The sequence below is a fragment of the Micromonospora globbae genome (assembly GCF_036184225.1).
Lineage (GTDB): Bacteria > Actinomycetota > Actinomycetes > Mycobacteriales > Micromonosporaceae > Micromonospora > Micromonospora globbae.
On record NZ_CP108084.1, the window covers coordinates 5,792,068 to 5,809,250 of the forward strand.

Annotated in this window: 17 protein-coding genes, 1 tRNA gene and 1 other RNA gene; 10 read left to right on the forward strand and 9 right to left on the reverse strand. The window is 69.7% G+C overall.

The features are described from left to right. Nucleotides 1-84: 84 nt before the first annotated feature. From OG994_RS26335 to OG994_RS26355, 5 genes are all read right to left on the reverse strand, one after another. A complete protein-coding gene (locus OG994_RS26335; protein WP_328851323.1) occupies nucleotides 85-1,497 on the reverse strand; it encodes a hypothetical protein in 1,413 nt (470 codons plus the stop codon). Nucleotides 1,498-1,922: 425 nt separating this feature from the next. Then, nucleotides 1,923-2,882, reverse strand: coding sequence for an HNH endonuclease signature motif containing protein (locus OG994_RS26340; RefSeq protein ID WP_328851324.1), 960 nt, complete (start codon nucleotides 2,880-2,882; stop codon nucleotides 1,923-1,925). 118 nt (nucleotides 2,883-3,000) lie between these two features. Next, entirely contained in the window at nucleotides 3,001-3,168 is a 168-nt protein-coding gene (locus OG994_RS26345; protein WP_328851325.1) for a hypothetical protein, read from the reverse strand. Beyond that, nucleotides 3,158-3,688 carry an RNA polymerase sigma factor gene (locus OG994_RS26350; RefSeq protein ID WP_328851326.1) on the reverse strand — a complete coding sequence of 177 codons (531 nt, stop codon included), beginning with the start codon at nucleotides 3,686-3,688 and terminating at the stop codon, nucleotides 3,158-3,160. Before OG994_RS26350 ends, OG994_RS26345 begins: the two co-directional genes overlap by 11 nt. 252 nt (nucleotides 3,689-3,940) lie before the next feature. Then, nucleotides 3,941-4,177 carry a hypothetical protein gene (locus OG994_RS26355; protein ID WP_328851327.1) on the reverse strand — a complete coding sequence of 79 codons (237 nt, stop codon included), beginning with the start codon at nucleotides 4,175-4,177 and terminating at the stop codon, nucleotides 3,941-3,943. 618 nt (nucleotides 4,178-4,795) lie between these two features. Between OG994_RS26355 and OG994_RS26360 the strand changes: the two genes are divergently transcribed. From OG994_RS26360 to OG994_RS26370, 3 genes are all read left to right on the forward strand, one after another. Continuing rightward, nucleotides 4,796-5,074, forward strand: coding sequence for a hypothetical protein (locus OG994_RS26360; RefSeq protein WP_328851328.1), 279 nt, complete (start codon nucleotides 4,796-4,798; stop codon nucleotides 5,072-5,074). A 127-nt stretch (nucleotides 5,075-5,201) separates the two neighbouring features. Continuing rightward, a complete protein-coding gene (locus tag OG994_RS26365; protein ID WP_328851329.1) occupies nucleotides 5,202-6,014 on the forward strand; it encodes a DUF998 domain-containing protein in 813 nt (270 codons plus the stop codon). A 48-nt stretch (nucleotides 6,015-6,062) separates the two neighbouring features. Next, nucleotides 6,063-7,106: a hypothetical protein gene (locus tag OG994_RS26370; protein WP_328851330.1), complete on the forward strand. Its 1,044-nt coding sequence runs from the start codon at nucleotides 6,063-6,065 to the stop codon at nucleotides 7,104-7,106. Here the strand turns inward: OG994_RS26370 and OG994_RS26375 are convergent. The 3 genes from OG994_RS26375 to OG994_RS26385 all read right to left on the reverse strand — a co-directional run bounded on the left by OG994_RS26375 (nucleotide 7,103) and on the right by OG994_RS26385 (nucleotide 9,293). After that, complete coding sequence (locus tag OG994_RS26375; protein WP_328853801.1) at nucleotides 7,103-7,588, reverse strand: hypothetical protein; 486 nt, start codon at nucleotides 7,586-7,588, stop codon at nucleotides 7,103-7,105. The genes OG994_RS26370 and OG994_RS26375 overlap by 4 nt on opposite strands. An 81-nt stretch (nucleotides 7,589-7,669) precedes the next feature. Beyond that, nucleotides 7,670-8,236 (reverse strand): hypothetical protein, encoded by a 567-nt coding sequence (locus OG994_RS26380; protein WP_120329784.1) that lies wholly within the window; start codon nucleotides 8,234-8,236, stop codon nucleotides 7,670-7,672. A gap of 265 nt (nucleotides 8,237-8,501) precedes the next feature. Beyond that, a complete protein-coding gene (locus OG994_RS26385; protein WP_328851331.1) occupies nucleotides 8,502-9,293 on the reverse strand; it encodes an alpha/beta fold hydrolase in 792 nt (263 codons plus the stop codon). 82 nt (nucleotides 9,294-9,375) lie between these two features. On the opposite strand from OG994_RS26385, the gene OG994_RS26390 reads away from it, so the two are divergent. After that, on the forward strand, nucleotides 9,376-9,978 hold the full coding sequence (locus tag OG994_RS26390; RefSeq protein ID WP_328851332.1) for a TetR/AcrR family transcriptional regulator: 603 nt from the start codon (nucleotides 9,376-9,378) through the stop codon (nucleotides 9,976-9,978). Between the two features lie 87 nt (nucleotides 9,979-10,065). Here OG994_RS26390 and OG994_RS26395 read toward each other — a convergent pair. Further along, nucleotides 10,066-10,151, reverse strand: a tRNA-Ser gene (locus OG994_RS26395). 79 nt (nucleotides 10,152-10,230) lie between these two features. On the opposite strand from OG994_RS26395, the gene ffs reads away from it, so the two are divergent. The 6 genes from ffs to OG994_RS26425 all read left to right on the forward strand — a co-directional run bounded on the left by ffs (nucleotide 10,231) and on the right by OG994_RS26425 (nucleotide 17,183). Further along, nucleotides 10,231-10,325, forward strand: an RNA gene (gene ffs / locus OG994_RS26400) — signal recognition particle sRNA small type. A 163-nt stretch (nucleotides 10,326-10,488) separates the two neighbouring features. Next, nucleotides 10,489-13,023, forward strand: coding sequence for a DNA polymerase III subunit gamma and tau (locus OG994_RS26405; RefSeq protein ID WP_328851333.1), 2,535 nt, complete (start codon nucleotides 10,489-10,491; stop codon nucleotides 13,021-13,023). Between the two features lie 219 nt (nucleotides 13,024-13,242). Continuing rightward, complete coding sequence (locus OG994_RS26410) at nucleotides 13,243-13,551, forward strand: YbaB/EbfC family nucleoid-associated protein (protein ID WP_328853802.1); 309 nt, start codon at nucleotides 13,243-13,245, stop codon at nucleotides 13,549-13,551. 7 nt (nucleotides 13,552-13,558) lie between these two features. Then, a complete protein-coding gene (gene recR / locus OG994_RS26415) occupies nucleotides 13,559-14,152 on the forward strand; it encodes a recombination mediator RecR (RefSeq protein WP_120329788.1) in 594 nt (197 codons plus the stop codon). 253 nt (nucleotides 14,153-14,405) lie between these two features. Then, nucleotides 14,406-16,079, forward strand: a complete 1,674-nt coding sequence (locus tag OG994_RS26420) for an ABC transporter substrate-binding protein (RefSeq protein ID WP_120329789.1) — start codon at nucleotides 14,406-14,408, stop codon at nucleotides 16,077-16,079. A gap of 96 nt (nucleotides 16,080-16,175) precedes the next feature. Further along, a complete protein-coding gene (locus OG994_RS26425; protein WP_120329790.1) occupies nucleotides 16,176-17,183 on the forward strand; it encodes an ABC transporter permease in 1,008 nt (335 codons plus the stop codon).

Genomic DNA, 17,183 nt, shown 5'->3' on the forward strand with positions numbered 1-17,183 from the left:
GCATCCTCGCCACTCCCGGTCCTCCTCCCAAACCACAGCGATGTCCTCGGCGTTCAGCCACGCCGACGGCGAGCAACTATCCCTTCACGCTTCTCCGCCTGCCGGCTTGACCGGCTGACTCAAGCCACCTCTCCGCGGCTTTGGAAGTACCGCTTCGACAGAGCCACTGGCAGCATCGGTGGCTGACATCTGCGCGATAAACCTTGACGGACTTAGCGCCGCTTGCAGGAAGACGTCTTCAAAGAACATGTTCGCGTCATCCAGGGTCAGGGTCGAACCGATCGCCCTTAGTTCATCCTGGAGTCGCTCGACGCCTTCAACAAAGACGGGCGCTGAACCTACTGGCAAGGTTCTTTGCCTTGAGCCTTCCATACTTGCTTTCTTCGCTCGCTCGAAATGCTCCCGGGCGTCGTTTCCAACCTTGTCCGTTGTGATCACGGCCGAGAGATCTGGCCGAAGAATTCCCACCTTCGCCGCGAAGGAGTAGGCATGGCCAAGGGAAAACTCCTTGTCCTTGAGCTCGAACAGCACCGTATCACCAGCAATTACGGCGAGGCAGTCCATCTCATCACCACCGTCCAATTGCTCAATAAAGATGTGCTCCAGCGGTACTCCAAGCGAGCGAAGCTCCTCGACCAGCAGAACCGTCATCCATCGGCTTTTGTCAACCAAACTCCTGCCCAACTTCGTTACAGTTACCGATCTTTCTCTTTTCTCGCCTTGGACTGGCTGACCGCAAGAACATCTTACGTTCAAGGCCGCGAGTGCCTCCGCATCCTCATCTGAGGCGTATCTCAAGACGGGGGTGCGAGCCTTTGAGCAGACAATAACTGTTTCTTGCTCTAACAAAGAACTTGAAAGCAGCTTCTCCTGGATCTCGTCAATTCGAGCGCGATCACCTGCCGGTAGCTGCTTCGGCAAGTCGCTTACTAGAAGGCCTCCGGACGCCTTGATTGCCTGCATCAGTGTGCGAGCCGACTTATCTTTGAGAACCCCGGCCGCAGAAACCTCCGGTCCGGTCGGAGCATCCGCGTGCGTCCGCTGCTCGTTAAGGAAGAGGCGGGTGCGCTCCGATGTCCTGACCAACTCCTCTAGGTTGGCGTTGAAGGCTGTGGCTACTGCCTGTTCAAACTCATCGGTCCTCTGGCTGCCCTCCAGCGAGTAGCCAACGTAACCAGCCCATACCGCCGACTGGGCAGCTCGTTCCGGCGATACCAACGTCTCGCTCGGCCTCTTGATGATTACACCGTAGAGCTCGCCGTCTTTCACGTAGGCTTCGCCCGCCAACATCTGGGCGTTGCTATACAGTCTGAGTCGACGGAGATCTCCGACGGAATATCGCAAGCCGGCCGCATCTACAGCAAGTGTGGCTGCTTGGCTTTCAATTGCTGGACCGGTGAGCGGCCTGTACTCGGGAGGAAGAAGTTCCCTGACTTTGGCAAGGCCTCTTGCGGCGTCAGTCCGCGTGCGTCCGCGAAGTTGTCGGAATCTCAACACCGGCAGATTATCTCAGCGATAATGCGAGAACGCCAGGCCCCAAGGGCCGGCCGTTCAGACGGCTTCCTCCTGTCCAGTGGCACGTCTATCCGCAATTTCAAGTAATAGTCGGATCCACGACACCGGTGTTGTCTGGCCCGACCCTGTGCCGCTTCGGAGGATCCGAAGACGTACGCGCGTAATGCCCCACGTTGCCTGTCCGACACTGGCTGGTCTCGGTTCTGGTCTCATTCGCCGGCGTGCGGGTCCGACCGGCCGCATCTGTCACAAGCGTCGACCGCAGATGGCGGATGCTTCCGACCGTCCCTGCACTGTGGGCAACAGACTTGGAAAGCGGGTTGGTCCGGCTAGGACCGAGACGCAGAGTGGTGGCAGCCGGTGGGCCAAGCCTCTCGTAATCGTCCGTCTCGCATGGCTCCGCCTGGTCAACACGCATCGGGCCGGTGCTGCCTCCAGTGCTTCTCGATCCAGGCCACTTGTCCGCGGTCCAGCTTTGTCGCAAGCGGCTGGCCGTGCAGAGGCGCGTAGCCCGGGTACCTGAGTAGTTCGTCCCGCAGGCTGATCGTCAGGGTGTGCGGGTCCACGGCGATGTCTCCCTGATCAAAGAGCCGGTGTACATCCCGTCTCAGCAACAGGCCTCCGTCGTCGTGGTGCTGGCCAACCGCTGCGTAGCTGTACAGATGCGCGGCTTCCAGTGCAGCAGCGGGACCAGGCCCGGTGAAGGCGCATACGGGCCCCAGTGTCGCGAGCAGGCGTTCCCTGAACCCGCCCTGACCAACGCGAACGCGCACCCTTGCCTGTCGGTGCCCTCCCGGGCGCGACTGCACCCAAGGGGTCGCCTCGTCGAGGAACGCCGCACCCCGGGCCCTGCCAACGCTGCGCAGCGCCTCAGCAAATGCGTCCCATCGCAATGGTCGCATGCTGAGCTGGGACTTCGGGGAGACGCAGAGACTGCGCAGGGTTTGCCCGTCCAGGCAGCGCCCGAGGTCAACCCAGTTGGCGTCGTGACGTGACCTGAAGGTCTCAACCCGTTCTACGCGTGTCGAAGCTATGGGGAACGTGTCCGAGCACGGGAAGCACCTGAACGGGGGCGATTCGCGCTTGCGTCTCTTGATGTTTGCCCCGTTGCAGCGAGGGCAGCGGTAGAGGATCTTCTCCGCGTGGCCTGTCTCGATCTCCTCGATCACGGAGGCGCCGATGACCGCTTCTTTGTCCCACAGGACGATCCGATCACCGACAGCTACGGTCCGGGCGTTCGGAACGGTGTGATCCCAGCTGTAGTGAACGTCCGGGTCGTCGTCGTACCCGTCATTGCCACCGTGCTGTCGATCCGCACCGACAGCCAGCATCAGCCACGCCTTCGGCGGATCATCAGCCGCAGCCACCGTTCGCCACCCCTCCCCATCTCCAAGAGAGCAACCTAGCGGGAGGATGCGACACAGACACGCCCTGCCGATTACTGCAGGGCCCAGCGCAAGCGGGGCCCTGCAAGCTGTAGTGCAGCTACCGGCCGCGCCTAGGCGCCGGCACGAGGTCCGGGTCGACGCCGGCCTGGCGGAACAGCTCACGCAGGCGCTGTTTGACGTCGACCGTGGCGTCCAGGGACTTCAGTATGGACGTGGACGCGCGGTCCATGAGCTGGTCGAGTTCGTGCTCCTTGTCATGATCCATGGGTTGCCTCCCTCCGGGTCGACTCGGGGTCCATCATGCGAACGAGCTTCCGACGGGCATGCCGCACGTTCGAGCGCACCGTCTCGCGCTGCTGCCCGGTGATCTCCGAGATCTCGGCATAGCTGTAGCCGTCGTGGTACAGCTCGAAGACCACGCGCTGGGCCTCCGGCAGTGCCCGCAACATGCGCAGGTACTCCGACCGGTCCTCGTTGGCATCGAACGCCTCCACCATGGCGTCCTGCGCGACGCGCCTCGCCGCGCAGGCCTCCCGCTCGGCAACCTGCCAGCCACGGTGCAGGATGCGGTGAGCGACCGTGCGAACGAACGCCTTCGGGGACTGGACGGTCGGCCAGCTCATGAGTGCCGCGTGCATCGCCTCCTGGGCGACGTCCTCAGCCTCGTGCCGGGACGTGCCCCAGCGGATCAGCAGCCCGACCAGGGGCTTGTAGTCGCCCTCGTAGTAGACGGCGAAGTCGGCCAGCTGCTCCTGGGTGAGCTGGATCTCGGTCTGTGACGGCATGTCTTGTTCCTCCGTTCTCTCTGGGCAAGCCAGAGACCTTGTCCCCTTTTGTCCATATCCATCTCCGTTCCATTTGTCGACCGGGCCATCCGGTCGCGACGGCGCCCAGATAGGCGCTCATCGGTCGTCGTGCGCGACGACGGCCAATGTCCAACTACCTGGTCTTCGTCTCTGGCCTTCGTCGGTTGAGTACCGGGCGAGGGCTCAGCGTGCAACGCCTCGGCAAGAAAAGTTTGGAGCGTCCCCGGGAGATCACCGGACCCGGCGGACCACAAATGCGAGAACCATGACGACCGCCAACACGGCAGCAATCGCAGTGACCGCCAGCGAGTTCGACAACGCGTACGCGGACGGCACTCCGACCAGCGCTCCATTCATCACCATCAAGAGCTTGGCGGGCTCGTCGGCGCCCTCGCGCCGCCCCTCGGCCAATTCGCCCCCCGTCTCGCTGATGACGGGTTCCGTGGAGCCGTTCACCGTCTCGCGCACCTGATTCTCCAACCTGCCACCCGATCGGGAGGCTCATGAGTGAGGTGCATGGAGAGGGGCGTGCCGTGCAACCGCCAAGTGGCCGAGCCCGCACGTGGCTCGACAGTCGCGCCGCTCGTTGGGGGAAGGGTGGTCTCAACTGTGGTCTCATTCGCTGCCGTACGCGGTCGTCCATGACGGTCCGGTGGACAGCCGAACTGCTGGTCATGTGCGCTGTCGGACCGGTCCGGACGCATGGTCGCAGACCTCGAAAGCGTGTGAGGGTTCACGCCCTCCGCGGGTTCAAATCCCGCCGCCACCGCTCGTAAGGTGCGGGAACGCCCGGTCGGTCCGTGAGGATCGCACCGGGCGTTCCGCATTTCCGTCTCGGTTGGGTCGCTGCGACGCTGAGCCGGCCGTTCTCCGCTTGCTGTCGGTGGTGCGTCGGGCGCTGTTGGCGAGGAGGGCGAGCGGGTGGCACGCGGCATGACGGCACACGTGCACTTCAGGCCGGACCGTTCGATGCAGGTCGTCGTCCCAGGACCCGACGGGCCGATCGACGCGGGGGTGACACGGCGTTCGAAGGACATCGGCCGAATGGCGCGGGAGGCCGCGTCGGCCGCGTACGGCGGGGAGCCGGTGGAGTTGGCGATCCTCGTCGACCGGCCGCCGTGGCTGTGGGAAGGGGCTCTGGTCCGACCGGATCCGGCGGTCGTCGATCCCGGTGAGGCTCCCACACATCCGTACGGGCAGGTCGTCGCGTTCCTCCCGGTGGGCGGCGTCGTGGTGATGCATCCGGAATCCGGCTCCGGTGTGTACGCGCCGGAGGACCTGGTGGTGTGCGATCCGGAGTCGATTGATCCGGGCGTACGCGAGGCCATCGTGCGGTGCACCGGCATCACCGCAAGCGAAGGTTGATGCGCGGGACCCGGTGGTCTGACGTGGGCAGACCGTGAGGTAGCGGCCCGAGGTATCGCCAGCCCTACCATGCTCGTCGGCCTGCGCCCAGTGCGTCGCGGCCGGGCGGGCTGGTCTGCTCGTGGTCATGGACCTCTCCCGCCCCGCCCGCGTCGGCGCGCTCTGCTGGCTGGCCGCCGCGCCGCTGTTCCTCGTCGCCAACGTCGTCACGGGACTCGGCTGGCGTCAGCCGTCCTACAGCTGGGTCGCGCACAACATCAGCGACCTCGGAAACGTGGAGTGCGGGATCTGGGACAGCACCCGCCCTCGGTACGTCTGCTCTCCCTGGCACCCGCTCATGAACGCCACGTTCCTGATGACGGCGCTGTTGCTGGTGGCCGGACTCGTCCTGACCTGGCGGGCGCTCGGCCGTGGCGTCGTGGTCCGGGTGGCGCAGTCGATGCTGCTGCTCGCCGGAGTGGGATACGCACTGGCCGGCGCCTACCCGGCCGACGTCGACGAGAACCGGCACTTCCTCGCCGCACTTCTCATCATGGGTGTCGGCAACATCGGCCTGCCGCTCGCCGGGCTCGCCCCGCGTACGACGGTGCTCGGCCGGCTGCGGATCCTCACCCTGGCGGCGGGCCTCACGGCGCTGGTCGGCTCGGTGCTGTTCTTCGCGCAGCAGGAAGTGGGCATCGGCCTGGGCGGCATGGAGCGCGTCGCCGTCTTCCCGTTCCCCGTCTGGGCCTGCTGCCTGGGCGCGATCCTGCTCGCCACCGGCACCCGGGCCTCACGCGACGGGCGCGCCGCTACCCACCTCCGGATCCCCGGTGACGCGGTGGTCGCCGCCCACGAAGCCGCCCTCGCGGCGGGAGCCGCCGCGGTCAATCACCGCCATGCGCGCCCAGACCCCGCGCGACGGGCTCAGCGCCGCCCACCGGCCGGTGACAGCCGATGATCCCGGGCGTCCCCCGTGGCAACCGCCGCCGTGGCAGGATCGCGGACCGTGCGCCCTCGTCGAGTACTGCTGCTGGCGTCCGTCCTGGCGGGTGCCCTCTCGGCGCTCGCGACGCTGTTCGACGAGTCGCGGATGGCGTTGCAGTCCGGCGCGGTCGCCCTGGCCGCGCTGGCCGTCCTCGCGCTGCTCCCGAACACGACGGCGGGTCGCGTACGGGTGGCCCTGGCCGCCGGTCTCGGGTTGCTCGCCCTGGTGATGGTCCTGGAACTGCGGTGGCTCCCCGAACCGTCCGCCACCTCCCAACTGCTCGTCCCGTCCTACTCGCCCCTCGACGGCAGCCCGGCGCCGTCGCCGCACCCGTCGGCCCTGCTCGACGAGTGGCAGGAGGGAATCGACCGGAACCGTGCCGTCCAGACGGGGGAGTTGGTGGGCCTGCTCGCCCTCGCGTACGCGGTGGCCGCCCTGCCGCCCCGCAGGCGGACGAGACGGGCGCTGCTGGCCCGGATCCTCGGCGTACTGGTGCTCGTCGCCGCTCTCGCCGAGGCCTGGGGTGACCTTCGTGACGCACCACTGACCGGCGCGCTCGGGGTCGCCTGGTCGGCGCTCCTGGCCGTCCTGGTCGCGGCCGTGGTGCTCGCGCTGTCCGGCGCACGGTCCGACCGGTTCGGCCTCCTGCCACTCGGGGCGCTGCTGGTCGCGGGGGTGGCTGCCGTCGACCTCGGCCACCTCGTCGGTACGTGGTCGTCCTGGTGGTGGTTCGCCGAGGCCAGCCGCAACGCCTACCTCACGTACGGGGTCGCGGTCGACACCGGCCTGGACGTCTCCCCGGCGGTGGAGGCGGCCGTCGCGCTCGCCGGACCGGCGCTGCTGACGCTCGGCGCCCTGCGCGCCGGCCAGGGCGACAGCGGCCGGGGCAACGCAGGCCAGGACGACAGCGGCCGGGGCAACGCAGGCCAGGACGACAGCGGCCGGGGCAACGCAGGCCAGGACGACAGCGGCCGGGGCGACGCCGTCGCCGCCGACGGCGACGAGCACGACGGGCGCGACAAGCACGACGGCCCTGACGACACCGGGCCGGCCGAATCCACCTAGCAGGGGCCGACGCCCTCTTCGAAGAGCCGCCGGGCCCAGTCGGCGTACCCGGCGATGATCTTCCGCACCTCGCGTCCATCGTGGAGGAAGAGGTAGGCGCGGTCGCCGTGGCGGGCGAGCAGTCCATCGAATCGGTACGTCCCCTGTGGAGCGTCGAGCGGAGTCAGCTCGGGGTAACGGGTGCGCAGCTCGTCGAGCGGGGTGCCGACCGTGACCCCCTGCGGCGTGCGGGTCGAGTCGCCCAGCCAGAGCAGCACCAACCGGTCGTCGATGAAGACGGGGCTGATGGTCTCGTGCCCGGCCAGTGTCGGGCCGCATCCCGCCACGTCGGTGCGCAGGATGCCGCGCCGGGTCAGCTCGCTCTCCGTGTCGCCGAAGTCGACGTCGTGCAGGCCGTCGAGGTCGAGCACCTCGCCGGCGGCCACCGGTGTCTGTGGCGTGTGGACGGTGGGCGGGCTGCCCGAGACGACCGCAGCCGTCAGCAGCCCCGCGATCACCGCGAATTGGCGCAATTTCATGGACTCCCCCGGGTCCCTAACGGATCGCGGGCGTCCAGGTTGCTGCTATCCGCCCGATTGCTGCTCTTCCCATTCCTCGGCAAGCTCGTCCCAGTAGTCGGGGCTCAGCCTCCGGCGCCCGTGGGCCAACCAGCCGGCGGTGTCCCGCTCCAGGTGCAGTCCCAGCTCGGCGAAGGCGTCGATCCACGGGCCGGGTTCGACGCCCAGCTCGACGAGGGCCGCGTTGATCGGCCAGCCCTCGCGCGGCCGGTCGAAGGCGCTCTCGACCTGCGGCCCCCACGTCAACCTGCCGCCGAGCCACACCGCCGCCGACTGGTACCCGAGGCCGCCGACGAACTCCGCCTCGACGTACGCCACCGGCCCGGACCGTGACCAGCGGGCGAACGTCCCGGCGAGGGACGGCGAGAGTATCAGGCGGAACGGCTCATCGGGCGACCGTTCCGCCACCGAGAAGTCCGGCAGTGCCCCGGTCAGCTCTTCGACGAGTTGCGGCGTGACCGGCAGCAACGCGAAGTCCTGCCGCAGCGCGCCGAGGACGGCGTGGTCGAGCTCGGCGGTGTGCTCCCGGAGCAGCTCGGCGTCGGCGACCACGGCGCTGAGCTGGTAACTCATTGCCTCGCTCCGGGATCCACAGCCTGTGGATAGAACATGTGTACGACCGGGGTTGGTTCCCGGGTCAGCGCCGCGCCGGAAGGTTCTCCCACGCTGCCATCATGGCGGCGACCTCACCCGGATCGCGAACCAACGTGACCCTCCGGGACGGCTGCTGCTCTGGGTGCTGCCCTGGTGGCGCGGGCTGCGCATCGTGCTGGCCGTCGTCGCGTTCGCCGTGCTCGTCGCCGCGCCGATCCGGATGGCAACGCGACGCGGCGGCGGCTCAGGACGTCGTCGCGAGGAACCGGGTGATCGCGGCTTCCCAGGCGGTGGGGTCTTCGAGGAAGGGCAGGTGTCCGGTCGGGATCTCCACCAACTCCGCGCCGGGGATGGCCGCCGCGACGTCGCGGTGCAGGTCCGGGGTGACCAGCAGGTCCGCCGTGGTGGAGATGACCAGCGTACGGGCGGTGATGCGGGACAGGTCGTCGCGTACGTCGACGCGGGTCACCAGGTCCATCTGGTCGCCGCCGCCCGGTGGGGCGGTGGCGGCGCTCGTCCGCAGGACGTCCTGCACCTCGTCGGGGCTGAGGGCCTCCAGCGCGTCGGCGCCGAGCGCCAGCGGGAGCGTGTGTCGGGCGAGCAGGAACATCTCTTCCCTGGCCTGGAGGTCCCGTACCTGTTCGGCCGCGAGGCGCAACCGCGTGTTCGGCCGGGCGAACGGTGCGGTGAGCACGAGCGCGGCGACGCGGTCCGGGTGCCGGCTGGCGACGCGGACCGCTACCGCACTGCCCAGCGAGTAGCCGAGCACGGCGAAGCGGTCGAGGCCCTGTTCATCGGCGGCGGCGACCAGCTGGTCGGCGAGGTCGTCCAGGACGAGCGGCGCCCCGGCGCGCGGGGTGTCCCCGGAGCCGGGGTAGTCGACGCCGACGACCGTGTGGTCGGCGGCGAGCGTGTCCAGGAGTGGTCCGTAGTTGGCGGCGACGCCCCCGCTCGCGCCGTGGGCGAGCAGCAGCCCCGGGCCGGTGCCACGGACCGTACGGGCGTAGGACGTGGCCGGAGACATGACCGGTGGCATGGCAGCACCCTTCCTGTTCTGTAGCGGTCACTACAAACGGAGACCGTACCAGGTTTTTTAGCGAGGCCTATAAAATGGGGTCGTGGCCACAGGTGGACGTCCCCGCAGCTTCGACCGGGAGGAGGCGCTGGAGCGCGCGATGCTCCTGTTCTGGCGCCAGGGGTACGAGGCGACGTCGGTCTCCCAACTCACCCAGGCGATCGGCATCAATCCGCCCAGCCTGTACGCCGCGTTCGGCGACAAGCACCGGCTGTTCAGCGAGGCCGTCCAGCGCTACCAGGACACCAGCGGCACGGTCATGACCCGGGCCCTCGCCGGGGCGGGGACCGCCCGTGAGGCGATCAGTCGCCTGCTGCGCGACCTCGCCGCCGAGTACACCCGTCCCGACCGGCCACGCGGGTGCATGGTGATCACCGCCGCGGTGAACTGCGGCCCGGCCAGCGAGGACGTCAAGTCGGAGCTTCGTGCCCTGCGGGAGGCCAGCAGGCTGGCGATCCAGGACCGCATCGCCGCCGACGTACGCGCCGGCCTCCTGCCCGCGACGGTCGACACCGCCGCGCTGGCCGCCTTCTACGCGAGCGTCATCCAGGGCATGTCGACCCAGGCCGTCGACGGCGCCGACCGGCCGACGCTGGAACACATCGCGGACCTCGCCATGGCCGCCTGGCCGCGCCAGGACGGATGACGGACGAGGCGGCGGAACGACCCGGAACACGAATCAGGGCCGGCCCCGCGCGGGGGCCGACCCTGTCGTTCTTCCTGCTCAAGAGAGCGGAGGATACGAGATTCGAACTCGTGAGGGGGGTTACCCCAACACGCTTTCCAAGCGTGCGCCCTAGGCCGCTAGGCGAATCCTCCGCGGAACAGGATACAGGTCCCGTCCGGATCGCCCACCCCACCACCCCCGGAAGATCGACAGGGAGTCGGGTACGCTTGACGAGCCCCCCGTGCGGCGTGCATCTCGTGAACCTCCCCAGGGCCGGAAGGCAGCAAGGATAAGCGGGCTCTGACGGGTGCACGGGGGGCCCTTCTGTCTCGGGCCCGCCTCGGTCGACGCGAGGCCAGCGAAGCCGGTCCCCCCGACGCGGCGACAGCCGGGTCGGTCACACCGCAGCGTGCCGGCGGAACCGGCGGGGTGGGTGGTCACCCGGGGCGTACCGGCGCAGAATGGCTCGGTCGAGAGGAGGCGGGACGGGTGGCACTGGCGCTCTACCGCAAGTACCGGCCGCGTACGTTCGCCGAGGTCATCGGCCAGGAGCACGTCACCGAGCCGCTGACGCAGGCGTTGCGCAGCGGGCGGCTCAACCACGCGTACCTCTTCTCCGGCCCCCGCGGCTGCGGCAAGACCTCCAGTGCCCGGATCCTGGCCCGCTCGCTCAACTGCGAGCAGGGGCCCACCCCCGAGCCGTGCGGGCAGTGCGAGTCCTGCCGGGCGCTGGCCAACGACGGTGCCGGCTCCATCGACGTCATCGAGATCGACGCGGCCAGCCACGGCGGCGTCGACGACGCCCGTGAGCTGCGGGAGAAGGCGGTCTTCGCGCCGGCGCGCAGCCGCTTCAAGATCTACGTCATCGACGAGGCGCACATGGTCTCGTCGGCTGGCTTCAACGCGCTGCTCAAGCTGGTCGAGGAGCCCCCGGACTACGTCAAGTTCATCTTCGCGACCACCGAGCCGGAGAAGGTCCTCGGCACGATCAAGTCGCGGACCCACCACTACCCGTTCCGACTCATCCCGCCGAAGGTGCTCCGCCCCTACCTGGAGCAGCTCTGCGAGGCCGAGGGCATCGCGGTGGAGCCGGCCGTGTTCCCGCTGGTGGTGCGCGCCGGCGGCGGCAGCGCCCGGGACAGCCTCTCCGTTCTCGACCAGCTCATCGCCGGCGCCGGGCCGGAGGGCGTCACCTACGCCCGGGCCGCCGCCCTGCTCGGCGTCACCGACTCGGCGCTGATCGACGAGATGTGCGACGCGCTCGCCGCCGGTGACGGTGCGGCCGCCTACGCCACCGTCGACCGGGTGGCCGAGGCCGGGCACGACCCGCGCCGGTTCGCCTCCGACCTGCTCGAACGGCTGCGCGACCTCATCGTGCTTCAGCAGGTGCCCGACGCGGCCGCCAAGGGACTCATCGACGGCCCCGCCGACCAGATCGAGCGGATGACGGCGCAGGCCCAGCGCCTCGGCCCGGGCACCCTGAGCCGCTGCGCCGACATCGTGCACAACGGCCTCGTGGAGATGCGCGGCGCTACCGCGCCCCGGCTGCTGCTGGAGCTGATCTGCGCCCGGATGCTGCTCCCCGGCGCCGACGACTCGACCGGCGCCCTGCTCCAGCGCCTGGAACGCATGGAACGCCGGCTCACCCTGTCCGGCACCGACGCGCCGTCGGCCGCCGCCGACCCCGCGCCGGTCGCTCACGCTCCGGCCGTACGCCCGGCGGCTGACGCCCCGGCGGCGGCTGGCGCCGCGGCACCGGCCGGGACCGCCACGGCGGCTGCCGCCACCCCCGCACCCGCACCCGCACCCCAGCCCGCACCCGGTGCCGGGGCGACCCGTCCGCCGGCCCCGGCGTCGGACGTTCCCGCCGGTGGCCCGGGCCGGCCCGCCTCCCGTCCCGACGACGGCTCGGCGGCGCCCCGCCGCGCGGTGCCGCCCTCGGCCGTGATGCCCGACCCGGCCACCCCCGCTCCGCCCCGACCCGGCGCCGAGGCGCCCGGCACGCTGGACGCGGCGGCCGTACGCCGGGTGTGGCCGGACGTGGTCGGCAAGGTCAACCGGACCAACAAGCGGATCGCGGCGCTGATGCGGGACGCGGTGGTCCGCGAACTCGACGGCGACACCCTGGTGCTCACGGTGAAGTCGGCCGTGCTGGCCCGGATGATGTCCGACCACGCGGCGGTGCTCACCGACGCGCTCTACGAGGAACTGGGCGGGCGCTGGCAGATCCGCTGCGAGGTGGCCGGCGAGCGGGGTGGTGTGACGCTCTCCGGTCCGCCCCGGTCCGCCGCTCCCGCGCGGCCCGCGTCCCCGCCGCCCGGCCCGGCGGCCGCCGGCCCGGCGTCGACGGGCGCTCGCGGTGCGGGAGGTGCCGGTGCCACGGGTACGGGCGCCGGCGAGGCCCCCGCCGACGACGAGGAGGACTGGCCCGAGCCGGCCCGCCCCGGCGGCGCCGCCCCCGGTCCTGACGACAGCGACGCGGGCGACGACTGGCCCGAGCCTGCCCGGCCGGGTGGTGCCGGCGGCGCCGCGCCGGGTGGCCCGGTCGGCGGTGCGGCCGGTGGCGCGGTCGGCGCTCCGGCTGGTGCTGCCGCCCCGGCGGGTGTCCCCGCGGCTCCGGCCCGTCCGGCGGCCCCGGCGGGTGCCTCCGGTGGCGCCGCCCCGGCCACGCCCCGCCAGCCGGCCGCCGGGAGCGGCACCGGTGCACCCGTGAGCAGCGCGATCGCGGCTGCGCGTGCCGCCGCCGCGGGGCGCGGTGCGCGTACGGCCGCACCGGCCCGGCCGACCGCGGACAGCGACTGGGCGGGCGAACCGCCGTACGACCCCGACTACGACGGGCCGGTCCGGCCCGGCGGAGGGCGACCGGCGGCGGCCCCCGTCTACGAGGGGTTCGACCCGGGCGACGAGCCGCTGGACGACGTGATCGACGAGAAGACGGCCCGGGAGTCGAGCGAGGAGCAGGCGGTACGGCTGCTGCGTGAGGCGCTCGGGGCCGAGAAGATCGACGAGGTGGACGCCCGCTGAGACCTCGCGGTCGCCGCGAGCCGTGGTCGATCATGCAGTGGTGGTGGGGATGGAAGGCGTTGATCCCCGCAGATCGGGCACCGGAACTGCCTGATCGCCGACTCGGTGGGCGGCACGCGCACCGGGCAGGGCGGGACGGCCCGCAGCGGATAGGCTGAGCGGCGGCCCGACAGACGAGTGCGAGAAGGAGCCGTCGTGCGCCCAGGTGGACAGCCGAACATGCAGCAGATGCTGAAGCAGGCGCAGAAGATGCAGCAGCAGCTCGCCAAGGCGCAGGCCGAGCTCGCCGAGGCCGAGCTGACCGGCACCGCCGGCGGTGGGCTGGTGACCGTGACCGTCGCCGGCACCGGCGAGGTCAAGAGCATCAAGATCGACGCGAAGGCGGTCGACCCGGAGGACGTGGAGACCCTGGAGGACCTGGTCGTCGCGGCCCTGCACAACGCCGCCGAGGCGGCTCGGGAGCTGACCGAGCGGAAGATGGGCCCCGTCACCGGCGGCATGGGCGGCCTCGGCCTGCCCGGTTTCTGAGCAGCAGATGTACGAAGGCGCCATCCAGGACCTGATCGACGAGCTGGGCCGGCTGCCGGGCGTCGGCCCGAAGAGCGCCCAGCGGATCGCCTTCCACGTCCTGTCCGCCGACCCGGCCGACGTCAACCGCCTGGCGGGCGCGCTGCGCAAGGTCAAGGAGCTGGTGCGGTTCTGCACGAGCTGCTACAACGTCGCCGAGTCCGAGCAGTGCCGGATCTGCCGCGACCCGCGCCGCACCGACGAGGTGATCTGCGTGGTCGAGGAGCCGAAGGACGTGGTGGCGATCGAGCGGACCGGTGAGTTCCGCGGCCGCTACCACGTGCTCGGCGGCGCGATCAACCCGCTGGAGGGGATCGGGCCGGACAACCTGCGCATCCGGGAGCTGATGACGCGGCTCGGCGGTGGCGCGGTGCGCGAGCTGATCCTCGCCACCGACCCGAACACGGAGGGTGAGGCGACGGCCACCTACCTCGCGCTGATGGTCAAGCCGATGGGGATCGCCGTGACCCGTCTCGCCAGCGGCCTGCCGGTCGGCGGTGACCTGGAGTACGCGGACGAGATCACTCTCGGCCGCGCCTTCGAGGGCCGCCGGGCCGTCTGAACCGGCCCGGACGCCCCGGGTTCTTACCACAGTGGTGGGTGTGGTGGACGCTGCCCGCACTGCTCGCGAACCGCCCAAAGCAGCCCGTTACATGTGTCGCCATCGGTCTCCGGCGGGCCGTCGGGTGTCAGAAGGTGTCGGCTTGATAGCGATTGCCGCGCGGGCGTTCCGCTTTGCAAGTGACCTGTCATAGCCTCCCGCACACGGACCGAGCCACGACTCCGCGTGGTCCGGCGCATGACAGAGGTGAGAGATGCAGGCGAGAAGGCTCAGAACGGCCGTCGCGATCGCGGCCGTCACCGCCCTGGCGGTCGGCGCCGCCGGGTGCGCGGAGAGTGAGCGTGACGGCGACAGCGGTGAGGCCAAGACCGGCGGCACCTTCATCTTCGCGGGTGCCGGTGACCCGAAGAACTTCGACCCGATCTTCAACGACGACGGTGAGTCGTTCCGCCCGATCCGGCAGATGTTCGACACCCTGGTCACCCACAAGCCGGGCACCGCGGAGCTGACGGGCGGCCTGGCGGAGAGCTGGGAGCACGACCCGACCGGTAAGGTCTGGACGTTCAAGCTGCGCCAGGGCGTCAAGTTCCACGACGGCACCCCCTTCAACGCCGCCGCGGTCTGCTACAACTTCGACCGTTGGTACAACATGAAGGGCGCCGCCGCCCAGGCCAACATGATCTACTACATGGACGTCTTCGGCGGGTTCGCGAAGAACGAGGCCGAGGGTGCCGGCGAGTCGATCTACGACAAGTGCGAGGCGAAGGACGACAACACCGCCGTCCTCTCGCTCAAGAAGTACAAGGGTGCCTTCCCCGGCGCGTTCGCGCTGACCTCGCTCTCCATCGCGAGCCCCGAGGCGCTCAAGAAGTACGACGCCGACACGGTCACGCAGAGCGGTGACTCGTTCGCCTACAGCGCGTTCGCCAACGAGCACCCGGTCGGCACCGGCCCGTTCACCTTCGGTGGCTGGGACAAGGCCAAGGGCGAGATCACCCTCAACCGGAACCCGGACTACTGGGGTGACAAGGCCAAGGTCGACAAGCTGATCATCAAAATCATCAAGGACGAGAACACCCGTAAGCAGGAGCTGCGGGCCGGTACCGTCCAGGGCATCGACTTCCCGGCCCCGGCCGACCGCAAGGCGCTCGCCGACGAGGGCTTCCAGGTCATCGACCGGCCGGCCTTCAACATCCTCTACCTGGGCATCAACCAGAAGAACCCGAAGCTGAAGGACCTGCGGGTGCGCCAGGCGATCGCCTACGCCCTCAACCGCCAGCAGCTCGTGCAGACCAAGGGCCCGGGCGGCGCGAAGGTCGCCGACGAGTTCATGCCGGACACCGTGCTCGGCTACGCCCCGGACGTGCAGAAGTACGAGTACAACCCGGAGAAGGCGAAGCAGCTGCTCAAGGAGGCCGGCGCCGAGAACCTGACGCTGAACTTCTACTACCCGCCGGACGTCACCCGGCCGTACATGCCGAACCCGCAGGAGATCTTCACCGTCCTGGCGAACGACCTCCAGGCCGTCGGCATCAAGGTGAACGGTGTGCCGCGTCCGTGGAACGGTGGCTTCAAGGACGACGTGCAGACGTTCGGCAAGCACGACCTGCACATCCTCGGCTGGACCGGTGACTACAACGACCCGGGCAACTTCGTCGGGACGTTCTTCGGCCGCGGCAAGGCCGAGTTCGGCGACCAGGCGATGACCGAGATGTTCGACGCGATCGGCAAGGCCGACGCCACCGTCGACGAGGCGGGCAAGAAGGCGGCCTGGGAGCAGGTCAACCGTGACATCGCCAGCAAGTGGCTGCCGGCCGTGCCGGTGTGGCACGCCCCGCCGGCCATCGTCGTGACGAAGGACGTCGAGGGCCTGGTGGCCAGCCCGCTCACCGACGAGCGGTTCAACACCGTCAGCGTCAAGCAGTGACGTCCGCAGGCTGACGCCGTAGGCGGAATCGGCCCGGGTTGGGGACTTCCCCGCCCGGGCCGATTCCGCGACCATCGAGAGTCTGGTGTGTGAAAGATGTTGCGAGTCATAGTTCGCCGCCTGCTGCAACTGGTGGTGACGCTCATAGCGCTGTCGGCGCTGATCTTCATCTGGCTGCGGAACCTGCCCGGCGGCCCCGTCGACGCGCTGCTCGGCGAGCGCGCCACCCCCGAGACCCGCGCCCTGCTGACCAAGGCCCTCGGCTACGACCAGCCGATCCTGGTCCAGTACGGCAAGTTCATGCAGCGGATCCTCACCGGTGACTTCGGCAACTCGATCCGCACCGGAGACCCCGTCACCGAGGTGATCGGCCGGGCCTTCCCGGCCACCGTCGAGCTGGCCCTCGCCGCGATGATCATCGCGGTCGGCCTCGGCGTGCCGCTCGGCTACCTGGCCGCCCGCTGGCGCGGTCGGTTCCTCGACAACCTCACGATCGCCGGCACCCTGCTCGGCATCTCGATCCCGATCTTCTTCCTGGGCTACCTGCTCAAGGACGTCTTCACCCAGAACATCCACTGGTTCCCGCCGTCCGGCCGGGTGAGCACGGGCATCGACAACACGAACGTCACCGGCTTCTTCGTCCTGGACGGTCTGCTGACCCGCGAGTTCGACGCCGCCGCCGACGCCCTCTGGCACCTGCTCCTGCCGGCGATCACGCTCGCCACGATCCCGCTGGCCGTCATCGTCCGCATCACCCGGGCGAGCGTGCTCGACGTCCTCAACGAGGACTACGTCCGCACCGCCGAGGCCAAGGGCCTGCGGCACCGCACCATCCGGGGCCGGCACATCCTGCGCAACGCCCTGCTTCCGGTGGTCACGGCCATCGGCCTCCAGACCGGCGCGCTGCTGTCCGGGGCAGTGCTCACCGAGAAGGTCTACAACTGGGGTGGCCTCGGCACGCTGATCACCGACTCGATCAGCGGCAGCCGGGACTACCCGGTGCTCCAAGCGCTGATCCTGCTCGCCGCACTGGTGTTCGTGGTGGTCAACCTGCTGGTCGACCTCTCGTACGCCTTCATCGACCCACGGGTGCGTGTGCGATGA